At 61.7% G+C, this 22,802-nt stretch carries 19 protein-coding genes; 14 read left to right on the plus strand and 5 right to left on the minus strand.

Going from position 1 to position 22,802, the window contains the following annotated elements:
• Positions 1-1,876: 1,876 nt before the first annotated feature.
• From YY7_RS52340 to YY7_RS0120910, 3 genes are all read right to left on the minus strand, one after another.
• Complete coding sequence (locus tag YY7_RS52340; RefSeq protein WP_051396824.1) at positions 1,877-3,112, minus strand: hypothetical protein; 1,236 nt, start codon at positions 3,110-3,112, stop codon at positions 1,877-1,879.
• A 129-nt stretch (positions 3,113-3,241) separates the two neighbouring features.
• Complete coding sequence (locus tag YY7_RS0120905; RefSeq protein ID WP_028164923.1) at positions 3,242-3,880, minus strand: acetyltransferase; 639 nt, start codon at positions 3,878-3,880, stop codon at positions 3,242-3,244.
• The gene (locus YY7_RS0120910; protein WP_080663796.1) at positions 3,877-5,091 is read right to left on the minus strand and encodes a DegT/DnrJ/EryC1/StrS family aminotransferase; all 1,215 of its coding nucleotides are present in this window, start codon (positions 5,089-5,091) and stop codon (positions 3,877-3,879) included. Before YY7_RS0120910 ends, YY7_RS0120905 begins: the two co-directional genes overlap by 4 nt.
• A gap of 156 nt (positions 5,092-5,247) precedes the next feature.
• Between YY7_RS0120910 and gmd the strand changes: the two genes are divergently transcribed.
• Positions 5,248-6,333 (plus strand): GDP-mannose 4,6-dehydratase, encoded by a 1,086-nt coding sequence (gene gmd / locus YY7_RS0120915; RefSeq protein WP_028164925.1) that lies wholly within the window; start codon positions 5,248-5,250, stop codon positions 6,331-6,333.
• Positions 6,314-7,270 carry a GDP-L-fucose synthase family protein gene (locus tag YY7_RS0120920; RefSeq protein ID WP_028164926.1) on the plus strand — a complete coding sequence of 319 codons (957 nt, stop codon included), beginning with the start codon at positions 6,314-6,316 and terminating at the stop codon, positions 7,268-7,270. Before gmd ends, YY7_RS0120920 begins: the two co-directional genes overlap by 20 nt.
• Positions 7,271-7,420: 150 nt before the next feature.
• On the opposite strand, the gene YY7_RS0120925 is transcribed toward YY7_RS0120920, so the two are convergent.
• Positions 7,421-8,263, minus strand: coding sequence for a uroporphyrinogen-III synthase (locus YY7_RS0120925; protein ID WP_028164927.1), 843 nt, complete (start codon positions 8,261-8,263; stop codon positions 7,421-7,423).
• Positions 8,264-8,433: 170 nt separating this feature from the next.
• Between YY7_RS0120925 and purU the strand changes: the two genes are divergently transcribed.
• Positions 8,434-9,297, plus strand: coding sequence for a formyltetrahydrofolate deformylase (gene purU / locus YY7_RS0120930; protein ID WP_028164928.1), 864 nt, complete (start codon positions 8,434-8,436; stop codon positions 9,295-9,297).
• A gap of 22 nt (positions 9,298-9,319) precedes the next feature.
• Here the strand turns inward: purU and YY7_RS0120935 are convergent, their stop codons facing one another.
• On the minus strand, positions 9,320-9,598 hold the full coding sequence (locus tag YY7_RS0120935; RefSeq protein ID WP_028164929.1) for a hypothetical protein: 279 nt from the start codon (positions 9,596-9,598) through the stop codon (positions 9,320-9,322).
• A gap of 306 nt (positions 9,599-9,904) precedes the next feature.
• On the opposite strand from YY7_RS0120935, the gene YY7_RS0120940 reads away from it, so the two are divergent.
• The 11 genes from YY7_RS0120940 to YY7_RS61965 all read left to right on the plus strand — a co-directional run bounded on the left by YY7_RS0120940 (position 9,905) and on the right by YY7_RS61965 (position 22,133).
• Entirely contained in the window at positions 9,905-11,077 is a 1,173-nt protein-coding gene (locus tag YY7_RS0120940) for an ABC transporter substrate-binding protein (RefSeq protein ID WP_028164930.1), read from the plus strand.
• 177 nt (positions 11,078-11,254) lie between these two features.
• On the plus strand, positions 11,255-12,124 hold the full coding sequence (locus YY7_RS0120945; protein ID WP_028164931.1) for a branched-chain amino acid ABC transporter permease: 870 nt from the start codon (positions 11,255-11,257) through the stop codon (positions 12,122-12,124).
• 8 nt (positions 12,125-12,132) lie between these two features.
• Positions 12,133-13,164, plus strand: coding sequence for a branched-chain amino acid ABC transporter permease (locus tag YY7_RS0120950; protein ID WP_028164932.1), 1,032 nt, complete (start codon positions 12,133-12,135; stop codon positions 13,162-13,164).
• Positions 13,161-13,913, plus strand: coding sequence for an ABC transporter ATP-binding protein (locus YY7_RS0120955; protein WP_028164933.1), 753 nt, complete (start codon positions 13,161-13,163; stop codon positions 13,911-13,913). The genes YY7_RS0120950 and YY7_RS0120955 overlap by 4 nt, the downstream gene beginning before the upstream one ends.
• Positions 13,906-14,622, plus strand: a complete 717-nt coding sequence (locus YY7_RS0120960) for an ABC transporter ATP-binding protein (RefSeq protein WP_028164934.1) — start codon at positions 13,906-13,908, stop codon at positions 14,620-14,622. Before YY7_RS0120955 ends, YY7_RS0120960 begins: the two co-directional genes overlap by 8 nt.
• Before the next feature lie 23 nt (positions 14,623-14,645).
• Positions 14,646-15,764, plus strand: coding sequence for a cobalamin-independent methionine synthase II family protein (locus YY7_RS0120965; protein WP_028164935.1), 1,119 nt, complete (start codon positions 14,646-14,648; stop codon positions 15,762-15,764).
• 286 nt (positions 15,765-16,050) lie between these two features.
• A complete protein-coding gene (locus tag YY7_RS0120970) occupies positions 16,051-17,406 on the plus strand; it encodes a hypothetical protein (protein ID WP_028164936.1) in 1,356 nt (451 codons plus the stop codon).
• Positions 17,407-17,464: 58 nt separating this feature from the next.
• Positions 17,465-18,661, plus strand: coding sequence for a methionine adenosyltransferase (gene metK, locus YY7_RS0120975; RefSeq protein ID WP_028164937.1), 1,197 nt, complete (start codon positions 17,465-17,467; stop codon positions 18,659-18,661).
• A 129-nt stretch (positions 18,662-18,790) separates the two neighbouring features.
• Positions 18,791-20,218 (plus strand): adenosylhomocysteinase, encoded by a 1,428-nt coding sequence (ahcY, locus tag YY7_RS0120980; RefSeq protein WP_028164938.1) that lies wholly within the window; start codon positions 18,791-18,793, stop codon positions 20,216-20,218.
• A gap of 129 nt (positions 20,219-20,347) precedes the next feature.
• Positions 20,348-21,814: a flavin-containing monooxygenase gene (locus tag YY7_RS0120985; protein ID WP_028164939.1), complete on the plus strand. Its 1,467-nt coding sequence runs from the start codon at positions 20,348-20,350 to the stop codon at positions 21,812-21,814.
• Between the two features lie 166 nt (positions 21,815-21,980).
• Entirely contained in the window at positions 21,981-22,133 is a 153-nt protein-coding gene (locus YY7_RS61965) for a hypothetical protein (protein ID WP_196237300.1), read from the plus strand.
• Positions 22,134-22,802 lie beyond the last annotated feature (669 nt).

Genomic DNA, 22,802 nt, shown 5'->3' on the forward strand with positions numbered 1-22,802 from the left:
ACTGTCAGTTGACTTGATAAAGCGCGATTCAGAATCGTGCACCATGGGCAGAACAGATACCAGAGGCAAAATCAAGGGTTGGGCGGCTCACCTCAGAGGGAGCGCCATGAGAGCCGCCGGTCAATCCGAAGGGCGTCTTCGCGTGCGACGAGAGAAGGTTGGACGGCGTAGTGTCGATGCTTGTCGGCGTCGATCGCGTCGATGGCTCTCCAGATTTCGGTCGGCTATATTATCCGTGGGGCGACCTGGCATTTGCGACTGCGCGCTGACGGCTAGTCGGCCCTAGTCCGCACCGCATCTTGGTGGATCTCGGACCCCTAGTCCGGCGGCGACGTATGTTGGTCGCCAACTTCAACGACTGGTGACTCGATCGCTTCAAAATAGTCGCGGTGAATAGTAGAGCAGATCTATTTTCGTCGAGCAAATCCTGAAGGCCGCTTGCGTAGATGCTCCGTCCGACGATGGCTCTTATCTTGTTTACTAAGACGCGGATAGCGCAAAGCGCCGAGCGCGCTGGTCCGAACTCAGTGAACCATTCGACAATTCCGATTTCATGACCTCGTCCCATCGGTCTAAATCAGAATCTTATCCCGGTCCACTTCCGCTCGACGCGGTGAAAATGCGCGCCATTCGCGCGCGTCTCTCAGAAAGCACGCTCAGCCATAGAGTCTGGCAAGCTATCGAATAGCTGCAATCGCGACGATCACTACGACGCCATCATGGCGATTGAAAACAAAAGCCGCGCAATGAATCTTTCGGGCTGAGCACCATCCATATCTTACGGCTCGCCCCGCAGCCTACCGGCCGCTCGCTCATCGCCCCTTATCCGACCGCAACCGCAAATCGAGCGCAGGCCAGTGAGCGAGGAAGCGAGCCCCAAATCTTTTCGTTTGCGCTCGTCGCGAACATCGCTGCGTCTTCGTCCTAGCGGTGTCCTTCCCGCGCTCAGCCTGCCAAGACCCGTACTCGGGCGTCCCGGGACGTGGGGGCGCATCGGCTGGCAATTCGCCCATCCAATGCGGCATGTCCGCGTGGTGAGGACCTCCGCTCGCGTAGCCTGAGAGCATCACGCTGAGCATGCAAAGGCGCAGAAAGGTCCTGCGCACGGTGGAACTTCTTCGCGCTGCGAGGTCGCTTGTCTATGGTGAAGATCGAGCACTTTTTCCGCGAAACAGAATCGCTTTTTGCCAAATGGGTTGGAGGATTGGTAGCGGAGCCGAGAACTCCCGGACCGAAAGAGCGAGGCGCGTTGGTGGGATCTACTGCCGTCAAACTCCCCCGAACATACAGCGCTGTGGCCCTAAAAACACCAGTGTGCATGCAGCGCTCTCGAGCCGATTGGCACACAGGTGGAATGACCGTTCCTACCCGTTGGGCGATGTCCGCATCGAGCCCATTGATAACGCGCGCCAAGCCCTCCTCGAAAACGGAGAAGCGAGTCAAAAAAATCCACCGCAGCAAAGGCGTTGAGGTTGCGCATGGGAGCTGGAGGGGAGAATTCGCATCGAGCAAATCAGTAGTTGCTGCGGTGCGCATTCTCAACGTGCGCGCTTCACTTTCATGGCCGAGTGTCCGGCCGGCGTGACGTTATTTCACTCTGGTGACGAGTGAAGGATATTGGGGGAGAACGTCGATCTAGTGAGACGGCGATTCGATCTTGAACTGTTTGGCGATGAGCTAGATGCGCAGGCCGGGACCCATGGGCCGGGAGCGGCAGATCCTTCGGGAAGCTCTGGCCTCGGCCTGACGTCAGAATCTGCGCTGCACCGGTCTGAACCGAAGGCGGTTGACTGCGTGCTGCTGTTCTGAGAGCGGTGCCGCTGAGCACGCCCTCGATGAGGCAATCAGCGCCAAAATCAACAGGCGCGCGGTATGGTTATTCTGAGTAACTGCGGCGCTCGTCTTGCTCACCAGGGCAGACGTACCAGAGCAGGAACAGCAGCAACAGTCCATTGGTGAGCAGGGTCGTGCTCAATGGAATGTTGAGCAGGGCCTGAACGGTGAGCGCCGATGAAGTGGCGATCATCTGAGGCGAGAGATGCCGCGAGCAGCTATTGCCGATGGAAAGCACCAATCCGCACAGGAGCATCACCGCCGGCAGCCAGATCCAACCCACCGAGGCGATGCCTTCGGTTGCGAACAAAGAAGCATTCAGGTTTCCGACGCCGTATTGCCGGGCAAAGACAATGCTGAGCTGATCGGAATAATGACAGCCGAAAATCGCCCGGACGATATTGATCTGACAGAAAGAGGTCTTCGGGTGAACGGCGAAGAAGTCGGCATAGTAGTCGATCGCTATCGAAGGGATCGCGAACATTCGTTCATTCGCATAGCCGAACACGAAATGAGCAATTGGATTTTGCGCGAGCAGGATCGCATGGGCGACGAGTCCCAGCGCAAGTGGAGTGCCAAGGGCGATGACAGACGCCTGCTTCGGCTCGAAGGATCGAAAGACCAGAAAGACGAAGGGAATCCATGCTGCAGCGAACAGCACTGTCTTGTTCAGTAACGTTGGATAGAAGCATGGTATCAGGATGAGACTGGCCGCGGCCAAGAGGCGTGATCCGCGCTGCGCGTAGAAGACAAATGCAAACGGCAGCACCGCGTAAATGATGTTACTTGTTGCGTAGTTCAGAAGCGTTGGTCGCGCGATGCTGCCGCGCAGTTGCTCGGCGGCATGCAATCCCACAAGGGCAAAACCGTAGCTGAAATTCAGCACGAGAATCAGAACCGCGATGACAAGTAGGACCTTGACGCAGATATCCATCGTCTTCGTGTTGAGTCTGAACATTCGTGGTGCAGGTCGGCTCTGAAAAAGAAGCGGCGCCAGGAATGCCAGCAGAGAGACGAGGGCTGACCAGCGCGCGATAGCGGCATCGTATCGCGACGAGGTGAAGTGGCTCAGCCAGACAAAGCCAACAACCATTCCGAAGAACGCCACGCCCACCAGGTATCCGAAGCTGAAGTTCGCGAAGGCAAACAGCGACAGCAGGCACAGTGCTACTGCCGTGCTAACGACGGCGGTCCACGAAGGGCTGAGGGCCACCCCTGCTGCAAGCTCTACCGCGCTCAGTGACGCCACAATCGCTGCCAGATAGAACGCTAGCAGCATCTGGGCAGCCAGTTCGCTGGATCTGATCAGCTCAAGATGCCATCGACGTGGAGTAGGGTGGTCAGCGTACTGCATATGAAGCCAAGAATGAGACACAACCCGCTTGAAGCTGCGCCCGCAAGTCAAAGATCAGTAAACCGCGCGGCCAGCCTGCGCGAGGCGCCTTGCCGGGCAGCCGATATAGGTTCCGGGCGTGCTTAGGGATTCGACCACGGTTGCGCCGGCGCCGATCGTTATATTTTCGCCGACGGAAACGCCATCGATCACCGTCGCGCCTGTCCCGAGGAAAACAAAGCTGCCGATTCGGCTTCGTCCTGCCACCACCGAGTTCACCGAGACATGAGAAAAATCGCCCACTTCAGACTCGTGCTCGACGATGGCGCCGGTGTTAACGATGCAGCCCGATCCTATCCGCGCCAAAGGGCCAATATGGGCGTGATGCCCCACGAAGGACCCGGGCGATATCGAGGCGTTCACGTCTACTGTCGCATGGCGCGAGACGACGTTCGCCAAATCCCACCCCGCCGATCGCGCGAATTCAACTTGCCCTTTTCGCTTGGCGTTGTCGCCTACCCCAGGAATGCATGACCATCCCAGCGGAATCCGCTCGAGGTCACGCCTTACCGGAAAGCCAAGGAAGGATTCACCATCCCTGGCGTTTTCGTCTACGAACAAGAGTAACTTGATACCATTGGCGATGGCGACCGCGGCGACACTCCGGGCGTGTCCTCCGAATCCCAGTATCAGGAGCCCGTTATCACCTTTCATTGGCTCCGCGACCGGAAGAAGGACCGAATCACCGTGCAAACTGTGCTGACGCTCTCCAGCGAGAGTTCAGGGAAGCTCGGAAGGTTCATGCCTCTTGCACTCAAGGATTCAGCGACGGGAAAGGTCTGCTCGGTCTTGCAGTGCGGAAGCGTGTGACATGGATGAAACACAGGGCGAGTTTCGATATTTGCCGCGGTCAACCAGTCTCTGAGCGGCTGCCGAACGTCTGGATCGTCGACAACGATCGAACACATCCAATATGAGTTCGTCGTGTCGGGGAATTCTCCCAGCAACCTCAATGGAAGTCCCTCGAGGCCCTGCTGGTACCACAAGGCGATCTGGCGCTTCTTTTCCAGAATCGGACTGGCATTTTCCAACTGAGCCAAGCCGATCGCCGCACAGATATTGGTCATCCGATAATTGTATCCAACCGCGTCATGCCAGTATTCGCGGTGTGGCGAAACAGCTTGAGTCTTGAGGTGATACGCCCGATCCAGAAGATCGTTGTTCTTGGTGACCACCATGCCGCCTTCGCCCGTGGTGATGGTCTTGTTTCCAAAAAAGCTGAAGGTAGCGAAATCTCCGAAGGTTCCGACGTGTCGGCCCTTGTAGTAAGTGCCGAAAGCTTCGGCGCAGTCCTCGATCAGCCACAAATCGAATTCTTCACATATGTTAACTAGTGCGTCCATGTCGCACGCTTGCCCGTACAAATGGACCGCCATTAGAGCTTTTGTTCGCGGGGTAATGTTGCGGCGCACATCCTCAGGATCGATCTGCCAAGTATCCGCACGTGAATCCACGAAGACCGGCGTCGCACCGGCCTGAATGATGGTGTTGACGGAAGCTACATAGGTCAGCGTCGGTACGATGATTTCATCGCCCGCGGTGAACCCAAGAGTCTCGAGCGCCAGATGAAGCGCGACTGTGCCATTGCAAACACTGGTGGCGCGGGGAGCTCCGATCAGCGAGGCGAACTTCTCCTCGAAGCGCTCAACGAAAGCGCCGCGCGAGGATATCCAGGACGAATCCAGGCACTGGTTGACGTACTCTTTCTCTTTCCCGCCAAGATAAGGTCTGTAAAGCGGAATCCACTCGCTAAGCGCGCCTCTCGGGGAGCCGATCTGATTCGCATCGGTTACTTGCGACCGCTTTTGCGTGCTTGCCACACCGACAGCACCCGCACCTTGGTCGGTCCGCAGGGTGTCCCTCATGATGATGTGTCCCACTCCTTGCTCACGCCACATTGACTATTGCTACAACAATCAATTGAAAATACAAGGGAGCTCCACCGAGAGGAACCCTCTCCGTCGTCGCAGCAACAGCCGTAGGTGCGACGGGGAGGGCGCCTGCCAGACCAAAGATTTCTCATGCACGCTGAAAATTCCAAGCGACGTGTCGCGCTGATCACGGGCGCCACCGGTCAGGACGGCGCTTACCTCGCTGAATATCTGCTCGGCCTTGGCTACACCGTCCATGGCATCAAGCGTCGCTCGTCGTCGTTCAATACGGCGCGCGTCGATCATCTCTACCAGGATCCCCATGTCGGCAACGTGCCGTTCCTGCTGCACTATGGCGATATGACGGACTCGACCAACCTGATCCGGCTGATGCAGCAGATCAGGCCGACCGAGATCTATAACCTCGCCGCGCAAAGCCATGTCGGGGTCAGTTTCGAAAGCCCGGAATATACGGCGAATGCCGATGCCATCGGCGTGCTGCGCCTCTTGGAGGCGATCCGCATCCTCAACATGGAGAAGGAGACGCGGTTCTATCAGGCCTCGACATCGGAGCTTTACGGCCTGGTTCAGGAAGTGCCGCAGCGGGAAACCACGCCGTTCTATCCGCGTTCGCCTTATGGCGTGGCGAAGCTTTACGGCTACTGGATCACGGTGAACTACCGCGAGGCCTACGGNATGTACGCTTCGAANGGCATCCTGTTCAACCATGAGAGCCCGATTCGCGGCGAGACCTTCGTTACCCGCAAGATCACCCGCGGCGTCGCCCGCATCGAGGTCGGGCTCGAGGACACGCTCTATCTCGGCAATCTCGAGGCCAAGCGCGACTGGGGTCATGCGCGGGATTATGTCGAGGGNATGCACAGGATCCTGCAGGCGGATGCTCCTGACGATTTCGTGCTGGCGACTGGCGAGACGCGCTCGGTGCGCGAATTCGTGGAACTTGCGTTTGCCGAAGCCGGCCGCGGAATCGAGTGGCGCGGGAAGGGCGTTGACGAGATCGGGGTCGACACAAAATCCGGCAAGACCGTGGTCCGTATCGACCCGACTTATTTCCGGCCGACCGAGGTCGACCTCTTGATCGGCGACGCCAGCAAGGCGCGCGAGAAGCTCGGCTGGAAGCCGAAGACCAGCTTTGCCCAGCTCGTGAAAGAGATGGTCGCGAGCGACCTCGCCGAGGCCAGGCAGGAGGCTGCCAATGGCAAGCACGCCGTTTGAGCTGAAAGGCAAGACGGTCTTTGTCGCCGGCCATCGTGGCATGGTCGGCTCGTCGCTGGTGCGACGGCTTGCACAGGAGGATGTCGAGGTTCTGACGGTGCCGCACGGCGAAGTCGATCTGCGCGACCAGGCCGCGGTCAACCGGTGGTTTGCCGCCAGGCGGCCGCAGGTGGTGTTCCTGGCGGCGGCGAAAGTCGGTGGCATCGCCGCCAACGACCTGCTGCGCGCCGAGTTCCTCTACGACAATCTGGCGATCGCAACCAACGTGATCCACGCGGCTCACGTCAACGGAACCGAGAAGCTGATGTTCTTCGGCTCCTCCTGCATCTATCCTCGCTTGGCGCCACAGCCGCTGCGCGAGGACTCGATGCTGACGGGGCCGCTGGAGCCGACCAATGAGCCCTATGCGATTGCCAAGATCGCGGGCATCAAGATGGCGGAAACCTATCGCAGCCAGTACGGCGCGGATTTCATCAGCGTGATGCCCACCAATCTGTATGGTCGCGGTGATAATTATCACCCCGAATACAGCCACGTCGTCGCGGCCTTGATCCGCCGTTTCCATGAGGCGAAAGCGTCGGGGGCGAAGAGTGTTGCGGTCTGGGGCACCGGCACGCCGCGGCGCGAATTCCTCTATGTCGACGATCTCGCCGACGCCTGCATCCACCTGATGAAGGTCTATTCCGACAGCGGCTTGGTCAATATCGGCACGGGCAAGGACATCACGATCGCGGAATTCGCCCGCGTCGTCGCGGCGGCGGTCGGCTATGACGGCGAGATCAGCTATGACACCTCGCGGCCCGACGGCACGCCGCGCAAATTGCTCGACGTCAGCCGGCTGGCCGCGCTTGGCTGGCAAGCGAGGACATCGCTGGAAGACGGCATCAGGCTCGCCTATCGGGCATATCTGAGCGAGACCCTGCAGGCGGCGGAATAGCGCCCCAGCCTCACAGCCCGTCATTGCGAGCCAACGGGTCGCGCGAACGCGCGCCCGATGACAGGCTCCGCGAAGCAATCCATCTCGCCACGTGCGGAGGCATGGATTGCTTCGTCGCTTTGCTCCTCGCAATGACGGCGAAGAGAGTGGTTACCTCGTCCCCACTCGCGGCGGATGTTTTGCGAGTGCCACGGCCATCGCCGAGATCAGCGGCTTCATGAAGTAGGCGTCGTTCGCCGGCGCGATGTCGGTGCGGAGGCCGTGCGAGGCGAGTTCGCCCGAGACCGCCGGCCCCACCGAGGCGATCGAGGTTCGGTCTAGGCCCTGACGCAACCTGTCCTCAGAGCCGCGCGCCCGCGCGGCTTCGAACAGCCGGCGCACCTGGCCGAGATTGGTCAACGCGATCGCATCGATCCGGCCCTCCGCCATCTCGTCGATGGCGGCGACGATGTTGGCGTCGGCAGCCTTGGGATCGTAGACATAGGGCAGCACGGTATCGACCTCCGCACCCTGGGCTTTGATCGCGCCGATCAATGCGCTGTGATCCTTGTCCGGATAGAGTTGGAGGCCGAGGCGATGGCCCTTCAGATCGATCCGGGACAGCATCTCGATGACGCCCTCCGAGGTCGGTTTCTCCGTCGTCACCTGCGGCTCGAGCCCGATTTCGCGCAACGCACGGCCGGGCTTTGGGCCACGGGCGAATTTGCGGGCCTTGCTCAGCGCTGCAATGAATTCCTGCTCGACGCCGACGCGGCGCACCACCTTCATCAAGCGCCGCAGGCCCTCGCCGGTCATCAGCACCAGATCATCGAATGGCTTTTCGATACAGCGCCTGATCCAGGCTTCGATCGGCGCCGGATCCGGCGCATCGTGGATCGCGAACATCGGACATTGCAGCACGTCGGCTCCCTGTTCGGTGAGCAGCCGGGAGAATTGCGCCTCCTCGCGTGTCTCCAGGATCAGGATGCGGTAGCCGTTCAGCCGGTCAGCCATGATGTGCCTCTCGTAGAGTTTAATTTGGCCCCTGCTGCGGGATTGGCGCAAGGGCGACGGCGGTGGTACAGCAAGGATCCGCAAATCCGCGGTTCCTGCGGCTGCCCAAGCCTTAATCAATCAAGCCCTCATCGGCCAAACCCGAATCAGCCAAGTCTCGATCCATCGCCATGTCCGACCCCCAATTTGTCCTGACTCTGTCCTGCCCCGACCGTCCCGGTATCGTCTCGGCGGTCTCGACCTTTCTCGCGCATAATGGTCAGAACATCCTGGACGCCCAACAGTTCGACGATATCGAAACCAAGAAATTCTTCATGCGGGTGGTCTTCACCGCCGCCGACCTCGCGGTCGAATTGTCGGCGCTGCAGACCGGCTTTGCCGCAATCGCCGAGCGTTTCGGCATGGTTTGGCAGATGCGCGACCGCGCAAGCCGCCGCCGTGTGATGCTGCTGGTCTCCAAATCCGATCACTGCCTGGTCGATATCCTCTATCGCTGGCGCACCGGCGAGTTGCAGATGATCCCGACCGCGATCGTCTCCAACCATCCGCGCGAGACCTACAGCCACCTCGATTTCGGTGATATCCCGTTCCACTACCTGGCCGTGACCAAGGAGACCAAACGCGAGCAGGAAGCCGCGGTCTGGAAGCTCGCGGAGGACACCAATACCGACCTCGTCGTGCTCGCGCGCTACATGCAGATCCTGTCGGACGAATTGTCGGCAAAGCTCGCCGGCCGCTGCATCAATATCCACCATTCGTTCCTGCCGGGCTTCAAGGGTGCGCGCCCCTACCACCAGGCCCATGAGCGCGGCGTCAAACTAATCGGCGCCACCGCGCATTACGTCACCGGCGACCTCGACGAAGGGCCGATCATCGACCAGGACGTCGAGCGCATCAGCCACCGCGATACGCCCGACGATCTCGTCCGCACGGGCCGCGATATCGAGCGCCGGGTGCTGGCCCGCGCGATCCGCTACCATCTCGAGGACCGCGTGATCCCCAACGGCCGCAAGACGGTGGTGTTCGTCGACTGAGCGCAGTAGCGCTCGTCAGTCCTCAATGAGCGGTGTCCTGCGAGGTCGGTGCCGGCTTATTTTCGTCGCCTCGCTCAGCCGCAGGCATCATCCGCTTGCGTTCTCGCTCGCGCATGAATTCGTCATATTTGGCGGTCCCCGGCCGGGGTGGGGCGTCGGCGGGCAGCCCGCCTGCCCAGGCCGGAATGAAGTCCGCCGCGCCGGCAGACAGCTTCTCGTTGACGGTACCGCATCCGGCCAAGGCGCAGCCTGTCAGAGCGAGGGCGAAGAGGGTTGCGAGAGGGCGGGCGCTGGTTGGCATCGCAATGCAGGGTGTCTTGCGTTTGAAGATTTGGACCTAACTACGCGAACCATTGGCGCGGGTCAGCGGAGCCTCGTTTCGAAATGGTAAGATAGCCGTATCAGGTCTTGTTGGAGGTATTATTGAACCTTAAGCTAACGGCAGCTCCTGGCGGTCAGCGCGCAGGTACCATCCATACGTCGGCTTGACAAACCGGTGCCGGACGACGCCATTCGCCGCGCTACACCGCCGAACAATCTGGGCTATGGTGAGGCAGGGCCGGGGACTCGGTTCGATCCGCAAGAACGATGAGGGGGAGAGGCGTTCATGTTCATTCGCCGTCAATTGTTGCTGGCTGCAGGCGCCATTGCCGCCGCAGCGGCCGTCGTGCCCGTCCGGGCGGAGGAAACGGTCAAGGTCGGCCTGATCGTGCCGATGACCGGCGGGCAAGCCTCGACCGGCAAACAGATCGACAACGCGATCAAGCTCTACATGCAGCAGAAGGGGGACACGGTCGCCGGCAAGAAGATCGAGATCATCCTGAGGGACGATGCCGCGGTTCCCGACAACACCAAGCGGATCGCCCAGGAGCTGATTGTCAACGAGAAGGTCAATATCATTGCCGGTTTCGGCGTCACCCCGGCCGCGCTCGCCGCGGCGCCCCTGGCGACCCAGGCGAAAGTTCCGGAAATCGTGATGGCGGCCGGCACCTCGATCATTACCGAGCGCTCGCCCTATATCGTCCGCACCAGCTTCACGCTGCCGCAGTCTTCCACCATCGTCGGCGATTGGGCGGTCAAGAACGGCATCAAGAAGGTGGCCACGCTGACCTCGGATTACGCGCCCGGCAACGACGCGCTCGCTTCCTTCAAGGAGCATTTCGTGGCCGGCGGCGGCGAGATCGTCGAAGAGGTCAAGGTGCCGCTCGCTAATCCCGACTTCGCGCCATTCCTGCAACGGATGAAGGATTCCAAGCCGGACGCCATGTTCGTGTTCGTGCCGGCCGGGCAGGGCGGCAACTTCATGAAGCAATATGCCGAGCGCGGGCTGGACAAGAGCGGCATCAGGGTGATCGGCCCAGGTGACGTCATGGACGACGATCTCCTCAATAATATGGGCGATGCCGCGCTCGGCGCGGTCACCGCGCATCTCTATTCCGCCGCACATCCCTCGCAGACCAACAAGGAATTCGTGGCCGCCTACAAGAAGGCGTTCAACAACCGGCCCGGCTTCATGGCGGTGGGCGGCTATGATGGCATCCATCTTATCTACGAAGCCCTGAAGAAGACCGGCGGCGACGTGACCGGCGACAAGCTGATCGCGGCGATGAAGGGGATGAAGTGGGAGAGCCCCCGGGGGCCGATCTCGATCGACCCTGAGACGCGCGACATCGTGCAGAACATCTATATCCGCAAGGTCGAGAAGGTTGACGGCGAACTCTACAACGTCGAATTCGCGACCTTCGAAGCCGTGAAGGACCCCGGCAAGACCAAGAAGTGACTCCGCGCTCGTCATTATCGGGTGCGCGCCGCGTTCTCTCCGCGTCATGCCCGGGCTTGTCCCGGGCATCCACGCTGTTCTCTGCAGCGAGAAAGACGTGGATAGCCGGGACAAGCCCGGCCATGACGCGGTCGCTAGACGTGCGCCACTCTTCAATATTGGCTGATCGGGGATGAAATGACCTCGCTCTTCACCATCCTGTTCGACGGCGTTGCCTACGGCATGCTGCTGTTCGTGCTCGCCTGCGGGCTCGCGGTGACGCTCGGACTGATGAATTTTGTCAATCTCGCGCACGGCGCCTTCGCGATGGCCGGCGGCTACATCTGCGCGGTGCTGGTGAATAATTCCGGCTGGCCGTTCTTTGCGGCGCTGCCGCTCGCCTTCGTCGGCAGTGGCGCGATTGGCGTGGTCCTTGAGCGAACGCTGTACCGTCATCTCTACGCGCGCAGCCATCTCGACCAGGTGCTGTTCTCCATCGGCCTCGTTTTCATGTCGATCGCGGCGGTCGACTACACCATGGGCTCGTCGCGGGTCTTCATCAAATTGCCGGCGGCCCTCGAGGGGCAGTTCGATGTCTTCGGGGTCGGCATCGGTCGCTACCGGCTGATGATCATCGTGATCTGCGGTTTGCTCACGGTCGCGCTGCAATTGATCCTGGCGCGCACGCGCTTCGGCAGTCGCCTGCGCGCGGCGGTCGATGATCCCCGTGCCGCGATCGGGCTCGGCATCAATGTGCCGCAGGTCTTCGCTTTCACCTTCGCCTTCGGTTGCGGGCTGGCCGGGCTCGGCGGCGCGTTGAGCGCGGAGATCCTCGGCCTTGATCCTTATTTCCCGCTCAAATTCATGATCTACTTTCTGATCGTGGTGACGGTGGGCGGCTCCTCCTCGATCACCGGCCCATTCCTGGCTTCGCTCTTGCTCGGCATCGGCGATGTTGCCGGCAAGTATTATGTCCCGAAGATGGGACCCTTCGTGATCTACACGATCATGATCGTGATCCTGATCTGGCGTCCGAACGGCCTGTTCGGCCGCACGGCCGCGCGCTGAGGGGTGCGATGAGCACGCTTCCCGACGTTTCCACGCATGTGGTTGCCGGCGCCCGCTGGCGAGCGGGCGAGATTGCCTTCTGGATCGTGGTCGCCGCCTGCGGCTTCCTGTTTCCATCCCGCTACCTGATCATGACCGAGATCGTGCGGCTCGCTTTGTTCGCGCTGTCGCTCGACCTGATCCTTGGCTATGCTGGCATCGTCTCGCTCGGGCATGCCGCATTCTTCGGCGTCGGCGCCTATTCCGCGGGGCTGCTGGCGCTGCACGGTATCATCAGCGAGCCGGTAGTCGCGCTCGTGGTCGCAGGCCTTGCTGCCATGGTGCTCGGCTTCTTCACGAGCTTTCTTGTCATCCGCGGCGTCGATCTGACGCGGCTGATGGTCACGCTCGGCATCGCGCTGCTCCTGGAGGCGCTCGCCGAACGCTTCTCCGATATCACCGGCGGTACCGACGGATTGCAGGGCATCGAGATGCAGCCGATCCTCGGCCGCTTCGCGTTCGACATCTTCGGCCAGACCGGCTTCTACTACTCGCTGATCGTGCTGTTCCTCCTGTTCGTGCTGGCGCGGCGGATCGTGCATTCGCCGTTCGGGCTGTCGCTGCGCGCGATCAGGAACAACCCGCTGCGCGCCGCCGCGATCGGCATTCCCGTCAATCGCCGATTGGTGGCGATCTACACGGTATCCGCGTTCTATGCCGGCGTCGCCGGCGCGCTGTTCACGCAGACCACGGCGTTGGCTTCGCTCGACGTGTTCTCGTTCGAGCGTTCGGCGGATTTGATGCTGATGCTGGTCATCGGCGGCACCGGCTATCTCTATGGCGGGCTGATCGGCGCCGTCGTGTTCAAGATGCTGCAGGAGCTGTTTTCGACCATTACGCCGCAATATTGGCTGTTCTGGATCGGGCTGGTGCTGGTCGTGATCGTTCTGGTCGGCCGCGCCCGCATCCATCGTTGGGCGCTGTGGCTGCCCAACCTCATCATCCGGCAATTTACCGGTCGCCGGGCCGTTGTCATGGTTCCCGAAAGCGATCCGTCATGATGATCGCGCTGGAAACCAGAGGACTGGAAAAAACCTTCGGCGGCTTGCGCGTCACGCGCGACCTTTCGCTGCGGATCGAGCAGGGCGCCCGGCACGCTTTGATCGGGCCCAACGGGGCCGGCAAGACCACGGTGATCAATCTGCTCACCGGGGTGCTGCGGCCCGATGCCGGCCGCATCCTGCTCGAAGGCAACGACATCACCAACCTGCCGGTGCACAAGCGCGTGCTGCGTGGCCTGTCGCGTACGTTCCAGATCAACCAGCTCTATCCCGATCTCACCCCACTGGAGACCGTTGGGCTCGCGGTCTCCGAACGGATGGGACGCGGCGGCGACTGGTGGCGGCGGATGGGGACGCGGGTAGACGTCAATGCCGAGATCGCCGAGATCCTGGCGCGGTTTCATTTGCTCGACGTCATGAACGAGCCCACCGTCACTTTGCCCTATGGCAAGCAGCGCCTGCTCGAGATCGCGGTCGCGATTGCCACCAGACCCCGCGTGCTGCTGCTCGACGAGCCGGCCGCCGGCGTACCCGAAATCGAGCGCCACGACATTCTGACCGCTGTCGCCGCGCTGCCGCGCGAGGTAACGGTGCTCCTGATCGAGCACGACATGGATCTCGTATTCTCCTTCGCCGACCGCATCTCGGTGCTGGTCAACGGTGCGCTATTGACCGAAGGTCCGCCGGATGCCGTGGCGCGCGACCCGCAAGTGAAGGCGGTCTATCTCGGCGAGGCAGCCGATGCCTGATCTGCTCGCGATCGAGGGCCTGCGTGCTGGCTATGGCGAGGCGGTGGTGCTGCCGGGCATGACGCTGTCGCTCCCCGAAGGCCAGGTGCTGGCGCTGCTCGGACGCAACGGCACAGGCAAGACCACGCTGATCAATTCCATCGTCGGCGTCACCCGCCGTTTCGGCGGCCGCATTGCGCTGGCCGGGCAGGACATCACGGCGCTGCGTCCGGATCAGCGGGCCCGCGCTGGGGTCGGCTGGGTGCCGCAGGAACGCAATATCTTTCGCTCCCTCACGGTTGAGGAGAACATGACCGCAGTGGCCCAGCCAGGACCATGGACGGTGGAGAGGATCTACCAGATGTTCCCCCGGCTGAAGGAGCGGCGCGGGAATTTCGGCAACCAGCTCTCCGGTGGCGAGCAGCAGATGTTGGCGATCGGCCGCGCGCTGACCTTGAACCCAAAGGTGCTGCTCTTGGACGAGCCGACAGAGGGACTGGCGCCGATCATCGTTGAGGAATTGCTGAAAGCGCTCGGCACGATCACCCGCTCTGGTGGTATCTGCTCGATCATCGTAGAACAGCACGCGCAAAAGGTTCTGGGGCTCGCGGACCGCGTCGTGATATTGGAACGCGGCACAATCGTGCACGATGCGGCAAGCGATGCCTTGAAGGCCGATCCCACGGTGCTTGAGCGGCATCTTGGGGTCTCCGGCGCCAAAGCGCATTAATTCCGTCCCTAGGGAGTCGAAACATGCAACGAACAAAACCTCCTTTCCGCGCCGACGAGGTCGGCAGCCTGCTGCGGCCACCGAAGATCAAGGAGGCGCGCGCCAAGCTTGAAAAGGGCGAGATCACGCCCGAGGATCTGCGCAAGATTGAGGACATCGAGATCGAGAAGGTCGTGCACCGCCAAGCCTCCACCGGGCTGAAGCTCGCGACCGACGGTGAATTCCGTCGCTCCTGGTGGCACTTTGACTTTCTCGCCAAGCTGACCGGCTGCGAACTGTTCCACCCGGACGCCGGCATCCAGTTCGCAGGCGTGCAGACGCGCCATGACGCAATCCGCGTGATCGACAAATTGGATTTCCCCGACGACCATCCGATGCTCGATCACTTCAGGTTTCTGAAGAAATACGCCGACCAGGCTCATGTCACGGCGAAGATGACGATCCCCGCGCCGTCGGTGCTGCACTTCCGCGGTGGCCGCAACCTGATCTCGAAGGAGGTCTATCCCGACCTCGAACCGTTCTTCGAGGATCTCGGCAAGACCTACCGCAAGGCCGTGAAGGCGTTTTATGACGCCGGCTGCCGCTATCTGCAGTTCGACGACACGGTGTGGGCCTATCTCTGCTCGCAGGACGAATTGCAGAAGGCGCGCGAGCGCGGCGACAATCCCGATGGCCTGCAGGAGATCTACGCCCGCGTCATCAACTACGCGATCGCGGACCGTCCGTCCGACATGGTGATCTCGACCCATGTCTGCCGCGGCAATTTCCGCTCCACCTGGATTTCGTCCGGCGGCTACGAGCCGGTGGCGGAAACGCTGCTCGGCGGCACGAACTACGATGGCTATTTCCTCGAATATGATTCCGACCGTGCCGGCGGTTTCGAGCCGCTGCGCTATTTGCCAAAGGGCAACAAGATCGTGGTGGTCGGCGTCATTACTTCCAAATTCGGCGAGCTCGAGAGCAGGGACGCCATCAAGCGACGTCTGGAGGAAGCTTCCAAATTTGCGCCGCTCGACCAGCTCGCGCTCTCGCCGCAATGCGGCTTCGCCTCGACCGAGGAAGGCAACATCCTCTCCGAAGACGAGCAATGGGCGAAGCTCAGGCTCGCGGTGGAAGTCGCCGAAGAGGTGTGGGGGAGGTAGTCTATCCCCAACGTCATTGCGGGCACCGCTTTCTCCCTTGTCATTGCGACCCGTCGGCTCGCAATGACGGGTCAAGCAGATCACTTCTCCGCAGGGTAGAACTCTCTTGGTAGCGGTGGTCAGCATCTGCTCCACCTCGCGGTGTTGAGCGGACCGAGCTGCGCGCGATTGCGCATTCCAGTTGCCCTGTGGCGGGAGAGGCTAGGGGGGTTCAAAGAGTGGGAAACTTGTGCTAGGAGAAGATGACGCTCTATCGCTGCCCACTGCTGTCCCACTCTTTGGCCCAATGAAGAACGACCAAATCCTGAGCCAGATCACTGACTTCTGCCGGGGGGCCGACATGGCCGAGTCCACGTTCGGCCGGCGTGCGGTCAATGACGGCAAGCTGGTGCACCGGCTGCGGGAGGGCAAAAAGATCACTATCGACACGCTGGACCGCATCCAGGCCTTCATTGCCACCTCGACGCCGGGCGGCGTGGCGCCGCCGCGGGGGCTGGTGGTGCCGCTGGAGAAGCGCGATCCGCGACAGAATTTCCGTTTTTTCGAGAACCGGCAGCGGTATTTGCTGTTCGTCCATACCTGCGGCGAGAAGCGGGTGATCGCACAGCGGGTAGCGCTGGAGCTTTCCGCCATCCATCCCCGGCCGCCGGCGCTGCGGGTATTCGACGCCGGCGTCGGCGATGGCACGGTGCTGGCGCGGGTGCTGCGCGCCATGCATAGCCGCTTTCCTCATATGCCGTTCTACGTGGCTGGCAAGGAACTCAGTCTGGAGGACGTCCGGCTGACCCTCGACAAGGTGCCGGACCGGCTGTTCGAGCACCCTTCGACCGTGTTCGTGCTGACCAACATGTATTATGACGAGGCGCCCTGGCTGACCCCCAAATCCCCGGTGGCGGCCGCCAGCACGCTCTGGCACGAGGTACCGCTGCGGGGCGGCTCGTCGGGCGAATTCGAGGCCCAGATCGCGGAACTCGGCCCGTTTCTCGAGCAGAATTGGCGTGCCCGCGTCAGCCCACGATCCGGGATGCCCATCTATGAGCGCCCGGTGGTTTTGGTGCTCTACCGGGAGGACCAACGGTTCCTGCTCGATTCGATCATTCCGCGGGCCGGCAAGACCGAGGCCAATTTCGACCTTGTCATCGCATCCCAGCCATACCGGGCAAAATCGTCTGTGAATTTCCGCGCCAAGCGCATCATCGCGCCGCTGGCGCGGGCCTTGCGCGCCGGTGGGCGCTTGATCGGTATCCACTCTCATGGCCACGATCCGGGCTTGGAAATTATCCAGGCCGTGTGGCCCGGAGAAAATCCTTTCGCCGTCAGCCGCCATGAGATCTTGCGCGCGGTCAAATACGAGCTGGGATCGGCCGGGCGCGACCTTAACTTTAACGCATACGCGGATAACCGCTCGATCTTCCGCTATGATATGGAAGCCTTGCCTAACGAGGTCACCGGCTCGATCGGAACCTCGACTGCCTTTGCAGCGTGGAACGCGGCGGTGTATGTCGCCCAGGTTGAAGATGACCGGTTGGCGGAGTTGGCGGAAAGCGGCCGAACTCTCGAAGCCACCCGCGACGTTCTGCGCAAACATAATGGGCTTTGGTTCTACGACGAATCCTACGTCATCTCGCGTCGCCGGGACTGACATGTCAGGAACACACTCACACAAACGTCGGAAGTCGACATAACAAGGGGTTTGCTTGATGCGCGCGTCTTATCTGTTCACCAGCGAGTCGGTCTCCGAAGGGCATCCAGACAAGGTCTGCGACCGGATCTCGGATGAGATCGTCGATCTGTTCTATCGGGAAGGGCCGAAAGCCGGCATCGACCCGTGGCAGATCCGCGCCGCCTGCGAAACGCTCGCCACGACCAACAAGGTGGTGATCGCCGGCGAAACCCGCGGGCCCCAGTCGGTGACCAACGACCAGATCGAAAGCACCGTCCGCGAGGCGATCAAGGACATCGGCTACGAGCAGGAGGGCTTCCACTGGAAGAACTGCGACATCGAGATCCTCCTGCATCCGCAGTCGGCCGATATCGCGCAGGGCGTCGATGGGCAGCAGCCGGGCGACGCCAAGGAAGAGGGCGCGGGCGACCAGGGCATCATGTTCGGTTACGCCACTAATGAGACGCCGGACCTGATGCCGGCGCCGATCTTCTATGCCCACAAGATCCTGCGGCTGATTTCCGAAGCGCGTCACTCCGGCCGCGAGAAGGTGCTGGGGCCGGACTCCAAGAGCCAGGTGACCGTGCAGTACGAGAACGGCAAGCCGGTCGGCGTGCGCGAGATCGTGGTCTCGCACCAGCATCTGGTCGAGGACCTCTCCTCCAATCAGGTTCGCGACATCGTCGAGCCCTATGTGCGCGAGGCGCTGCCGAAGGATTGGATCAACGGCAAGACCATCTGGCACATCAACCCGACCGGCAAGTTCTTCATCGGCGGCCCCGATGGTGACTCCGGTCTCACCGGCCGCAAGATCATCGTCGACACCTATGGCGGCGCGGCCCCGCATGGCGGCGGCGCTTTCTCCGGCAAGGATCCGACCAAGGTCGACCGCTCGGCCGCCTATGCCGCGCGCTATGTGGCCAAGAACATCGTCGCCGCCGGTCTCGCCGACCGCTGCACCCTGCAGCTCGCTTACGCGATCGGCGTGGCGCGGCCGCTGTCGATCTACATCGACACCCATGGCACCGGTAAGGTGCCGGAGGACAAGCTCGAGAAGGCGGTGGCGCAGGCGATGGACCTGACCCCGCGCGGCATCCGCACCCATCTCGACCTCAACCGTCCGATCTACGCACGGACCTCGGCCTACGGTCATTTCGGCCGCACGCCCGACAATGAGGGCGGCTTCTCCTGGGAGAAGACCGATCTCGTCGAGCCGCTCAAGCGCGCAGTCTAAGCAGCGTACGTCATTCCGGGGCGCTCGCGAGAGCGAGCAAACCCGGAATCCTTGTCCATCATTTTGAGATTCCGGGTTCGCCTCTTCGAGGCGCCCCGGAATGACGAGTTTAACAATAGGAATCTCGCGATGAACGCCCCGACAAAGCCTGGCTTCACCGACTATATCGTCAAGGACATCTCGCTCGCCGACTTCGGCCGCAAGGAAATCTCGCTCGCAGAAACCGAGATGCCCGGGTTGATGGCGACACGCGAGGAGTTCGGCCCCAAGCAGCCCCTGAAGGGCGCGCGTATCGCCGGCTCCCTGCACATGACGATCCAGACCGCTGTCTTGATCGAGACGCTGGCCGCGCTCGGCGCCGACATCCGCTGGGTCTCCTGCAACATCTATTCGACCCAGGACCACGCCGCGGCCGCGATCGCTGCTGCCGGCATTCCGGTGTTCGCGGTGAAGGGCGAGACCCTCACCGAATACTGGGACTACACCGCCAAGCTGTTCGACTGGCACGGCGGCGGCACGCCCAACATGATCCTCGACGACGGCGGCGACGCCACCATGCTGGTGCATGCCGGCTACCGCGCCGAGCAGGGCGACACTGCGTTCCTCGACAAGCCCGGATCGGAGGAAGAGGAGATCTTCTACGCGCTGATCAAGCGGCTTCTGAAGGAGAAGCCGAAGGGCTGGTTCGCCGAGATCGCCAAGAACATCAAGGGCGTCTCCGAGGAGACGACGACGGGCGTCCACCGCCTTTATGAAATGGCGAACAAGGGCACGCTGCTGTTCCCGGCCATCAACGTCAACGACAGCGTTACCAAGTCGAAGTTCGACAACCTCTATGGCTGCCGCGAGTCGCTGGTCGACGGCATCCGCCGTGGCACCGACGTGATGTTGTCGGGCAAAGTCGCGATGGTCGCGGGCTTCGGCGACGTCGGCAAGGGCTCGGCGGCTTCGCTGCGCCAGGCCGGCTGCCGCGTGATGGTCTCCGAGGTCGATCCGATCTGCGCGCTGCAGGCGGCGATGGAAGGCTATGAGGTCGTGACCATGGAACATGCCGCGCCGCGCGCCGACATCTTCGTTACCGCCACCGGCAACAAGGACATCATCACCATCGAGCACATGCGCGCGATGAAGGATCGTGCCATCGTCTGCAACATCGGTCACTTCGACAACGAGATCCAGATCGCGTCGCTGCGCAATCTGAAATGGACCAACATCAAGCCGCAGGTCGACGAGATCGAATTCCCCGACAAGCACCGCATCATCCTGCTGTCGGAAGGTCGACTCGTAAACCTCGGCAACGCCATGGGCCATCCGTCCTTCGTGATGTCGGCCTCCTTCACCAACCAGACGCTGGCGCAGATCGAGCTGTTCGCCAACAACAAGAACGGCAAGTACGAGAAGAAGGTCTACGTGCTGCCGAAGACGCTGGACGAGAAAGTCGCCCGCCTGCACCTCGCCAAGATCGGCGTCAAGCTGACCGAGCTGCGCAAGGACCAGGCCGACTATATCGGCGTCAAGCAGGAAGGCCCGTACAAGTCGGATCATTATCGCTACTGACCCCCGGTTCTCCTGAGCGAGATATTGGAAGGCTCCGGCGCAGTCCGGGGCCTTTTTCTTTGCCGCGGCCAACCGAAGCGAGTTGCAAATTGGTTCCCGCCTGCTCAATACTTCGGCAGGGAGAGCGTCATGACCGAGGCAATGGAGCATTTCGATGTCCTGATCGTCGGCGCCGGGCTGTCCGGCATCGGGGCGGGCTATCATCTGCAGCAGAAGTGCCCGAGCAAGAGCTACGTCATCCTCGAGGGCCGCGACTGCATCGGCGGCACCTGGGATCTGTTCCGCTATCCCGGCATCCGCTCCGACAGCGACATGTACACGCTCGGCTATTCGTTCCGCCCGTGGACCGAACCGAAGGCGATCGCGGACGGGCCGCGCATCCTGAACTATGTACGCGAGACCGCGGCGCAGAACGGGATCGACCGCAAGATCCGCTTCAACCATCGCGTCAAGCATGTCTCGTGGTCGTCCGACGAGGCGCGCTGGACCGTCGAGGCGGAGCGCAGGGCAGGCGAGGGCGCGGCCGAGATCGTGCGCATCACCTGCAATTTCCTCCTCATGTGCTCGGGCTATTACAGATACGAGGAAGGTTACACGCCGGAATTCGCAGGCGTTGCCGACTTCGAGGGTCAGATCGTTCATCCGCAGAAATGGCCCGAGCATCTCGACTACGCCGGCAAGCGCGTGGTCGTGATCGGCTCAGGCGCGACCGCGGTGACGCTGGTGCCGGAGCTCGCCAAGACGGCCGCGCATGTCACCATGCTGCAGCGCTCGCCGACTTACGTGGTGGCGCGTCCGGCGGAGGATGCGCTCGCCAACAAGCTCCGGCGTAATCTCTCGGCGGGGCTCGCTTATCATCTGATCCGCTGGCGCAACGTGCTGCTCGGCATGTATTTCTTCCAGCTCTGCCGCCGCAAGCCGGAGCGCGCCAAGCAGCTCATCCTCGGCGGCATCAAGATGGCGCTCGGTCCGGATTACGACATCGGCACGCATTTCACGCCGCGCTACAATCCGTGGGAGCAGCGGCTCTGCCTCGTGCCGGACGGCGACCTGTTCAAATCGATCCGCGAGAAGCGCGCCTCCGTCGTCACCAGCCAGATCGATACCTTCACCAGGAACGGCATTCGCCTGAAGGACGGCAGCGAGCTTCCGGCCGACATCATCATCACCGCTACCGGGCTGGTCCTGCAGGTGCTCGGCGGCGTCGAGGTCAGCGTCGAGGGTCGCATCGTCGATTTCGCGAAAACGCTGAGCTACAAGGGCATGATGTATTCGGATGTGCCGAACCTCGCGGCGACGCTCGGCTACACCAACGCGTCGTGGACGCTGAAATGCGACCTCACCTGCGAATATGCCTGCCGTCTGATCAATTACATGGACCGGCACGGCTTTCGGCAGTGCGTGGCGCATAATCTCGATCCCTCGATCGAGGCGCTGCCGGCGCTGGATTTCTCGTCCGGCTATGTCCAGCGCTCGATCGCAAAATTGCCGAAGCAGGGCTCGAAGCGGCCGTGGCGGCTCTACCAGAACTATGCGCTCGACATCGTCTCCCTGCGCTATGGCAAGGTGGATGACGGCGTGATGCAGTATTCGTGACAATCCTCGCTGTTCTCGGCGAAACCTGCGCCTTAACGCCCCATGGGTAGTTTTGCGGATTCGGGCTTCCCGCCGAATCAGCCATTCTGCTGCGACGGTTAACCCCGGATTAACCGAGATACCCTACGCTGCACGGCCTGTGGCTGCTGATAGCAAGAGGAAGCCCATGGACGCCCAGCGAATTGCCGTCGATGCCCTCGTGGCGCTGACAGATTGCGACCGCGACGCCGCCGTTGCCTTCATCCGCCGCTTCTACCTCGCCGGCGTCAAGGACCCCAAGCGCCTGACCTTCAAGGGCCTGCAGGCGATGCGCGCCTGAGGGAGCCGTGCCGTAGGATGGGCAGAGCGGAGCGAAACCCATCGCCATAGTGCACGCGGCGTGAATGATGGGTTTCGCGCCGCCCTACCCATCCCACGATTCTCCCAACGTCGCTACGGTGTCGTCCCCGCGAAGGCGTCGCGAAGGCGGGGACCCATAACCACAGGGAAGTGTTGTGGCGCGAGCAAGCAGTTGCGGCGGAGCACACGACAACGGCCTGTGGTTATGGGTCCCGGGGCAAGCCCGGGACGACGGGAGGAGAGGCTCTGATTCAAATGTCAAACAGCTCTCCACTGTCATCGTCCGCCACCGGGTCGGCGCGTAGCGCCGCCCGATGACAGGCTCCGGCGGACGATCCGGTATTCCAGAGACGGTAGTGCTTACGCTCAGACGCCGCGGATTATTGGATGCCCGCCTTCGCGGGCATGACGATGGAGGATGAGGAAAGGATGTACTCCGCATTCTCGCGGCGCGTTACGCCCGAGCTTTGCGTTACTTTTCACGGTAGTGTGCGGAAGGTTCTGCAAAAGCCTGAGAGGCTGGAGCGGTCATGGTAAGTCCGGTGATTGCGAAGATCACCGCTCATAGAGGAGCTTGGNCCCGCCATGACCGTGNCGAAGATTAGGACGGACGTCTCTGCAGTCAAAGAGTTGTTGAGGTCGGACAAGG

Origin of the sequence: Bradyrhizobium elkanii WSM2783 (assembly GCF_000472865.1) — a bacterium.
Classification (GTDB): Bacteria; Pseudomonadota; Alphaproteobacteria; order Rhizobiales; family Xanthobacteraceae; genus Bradyrhizobium; species Bradyrhizobium elkanii_A.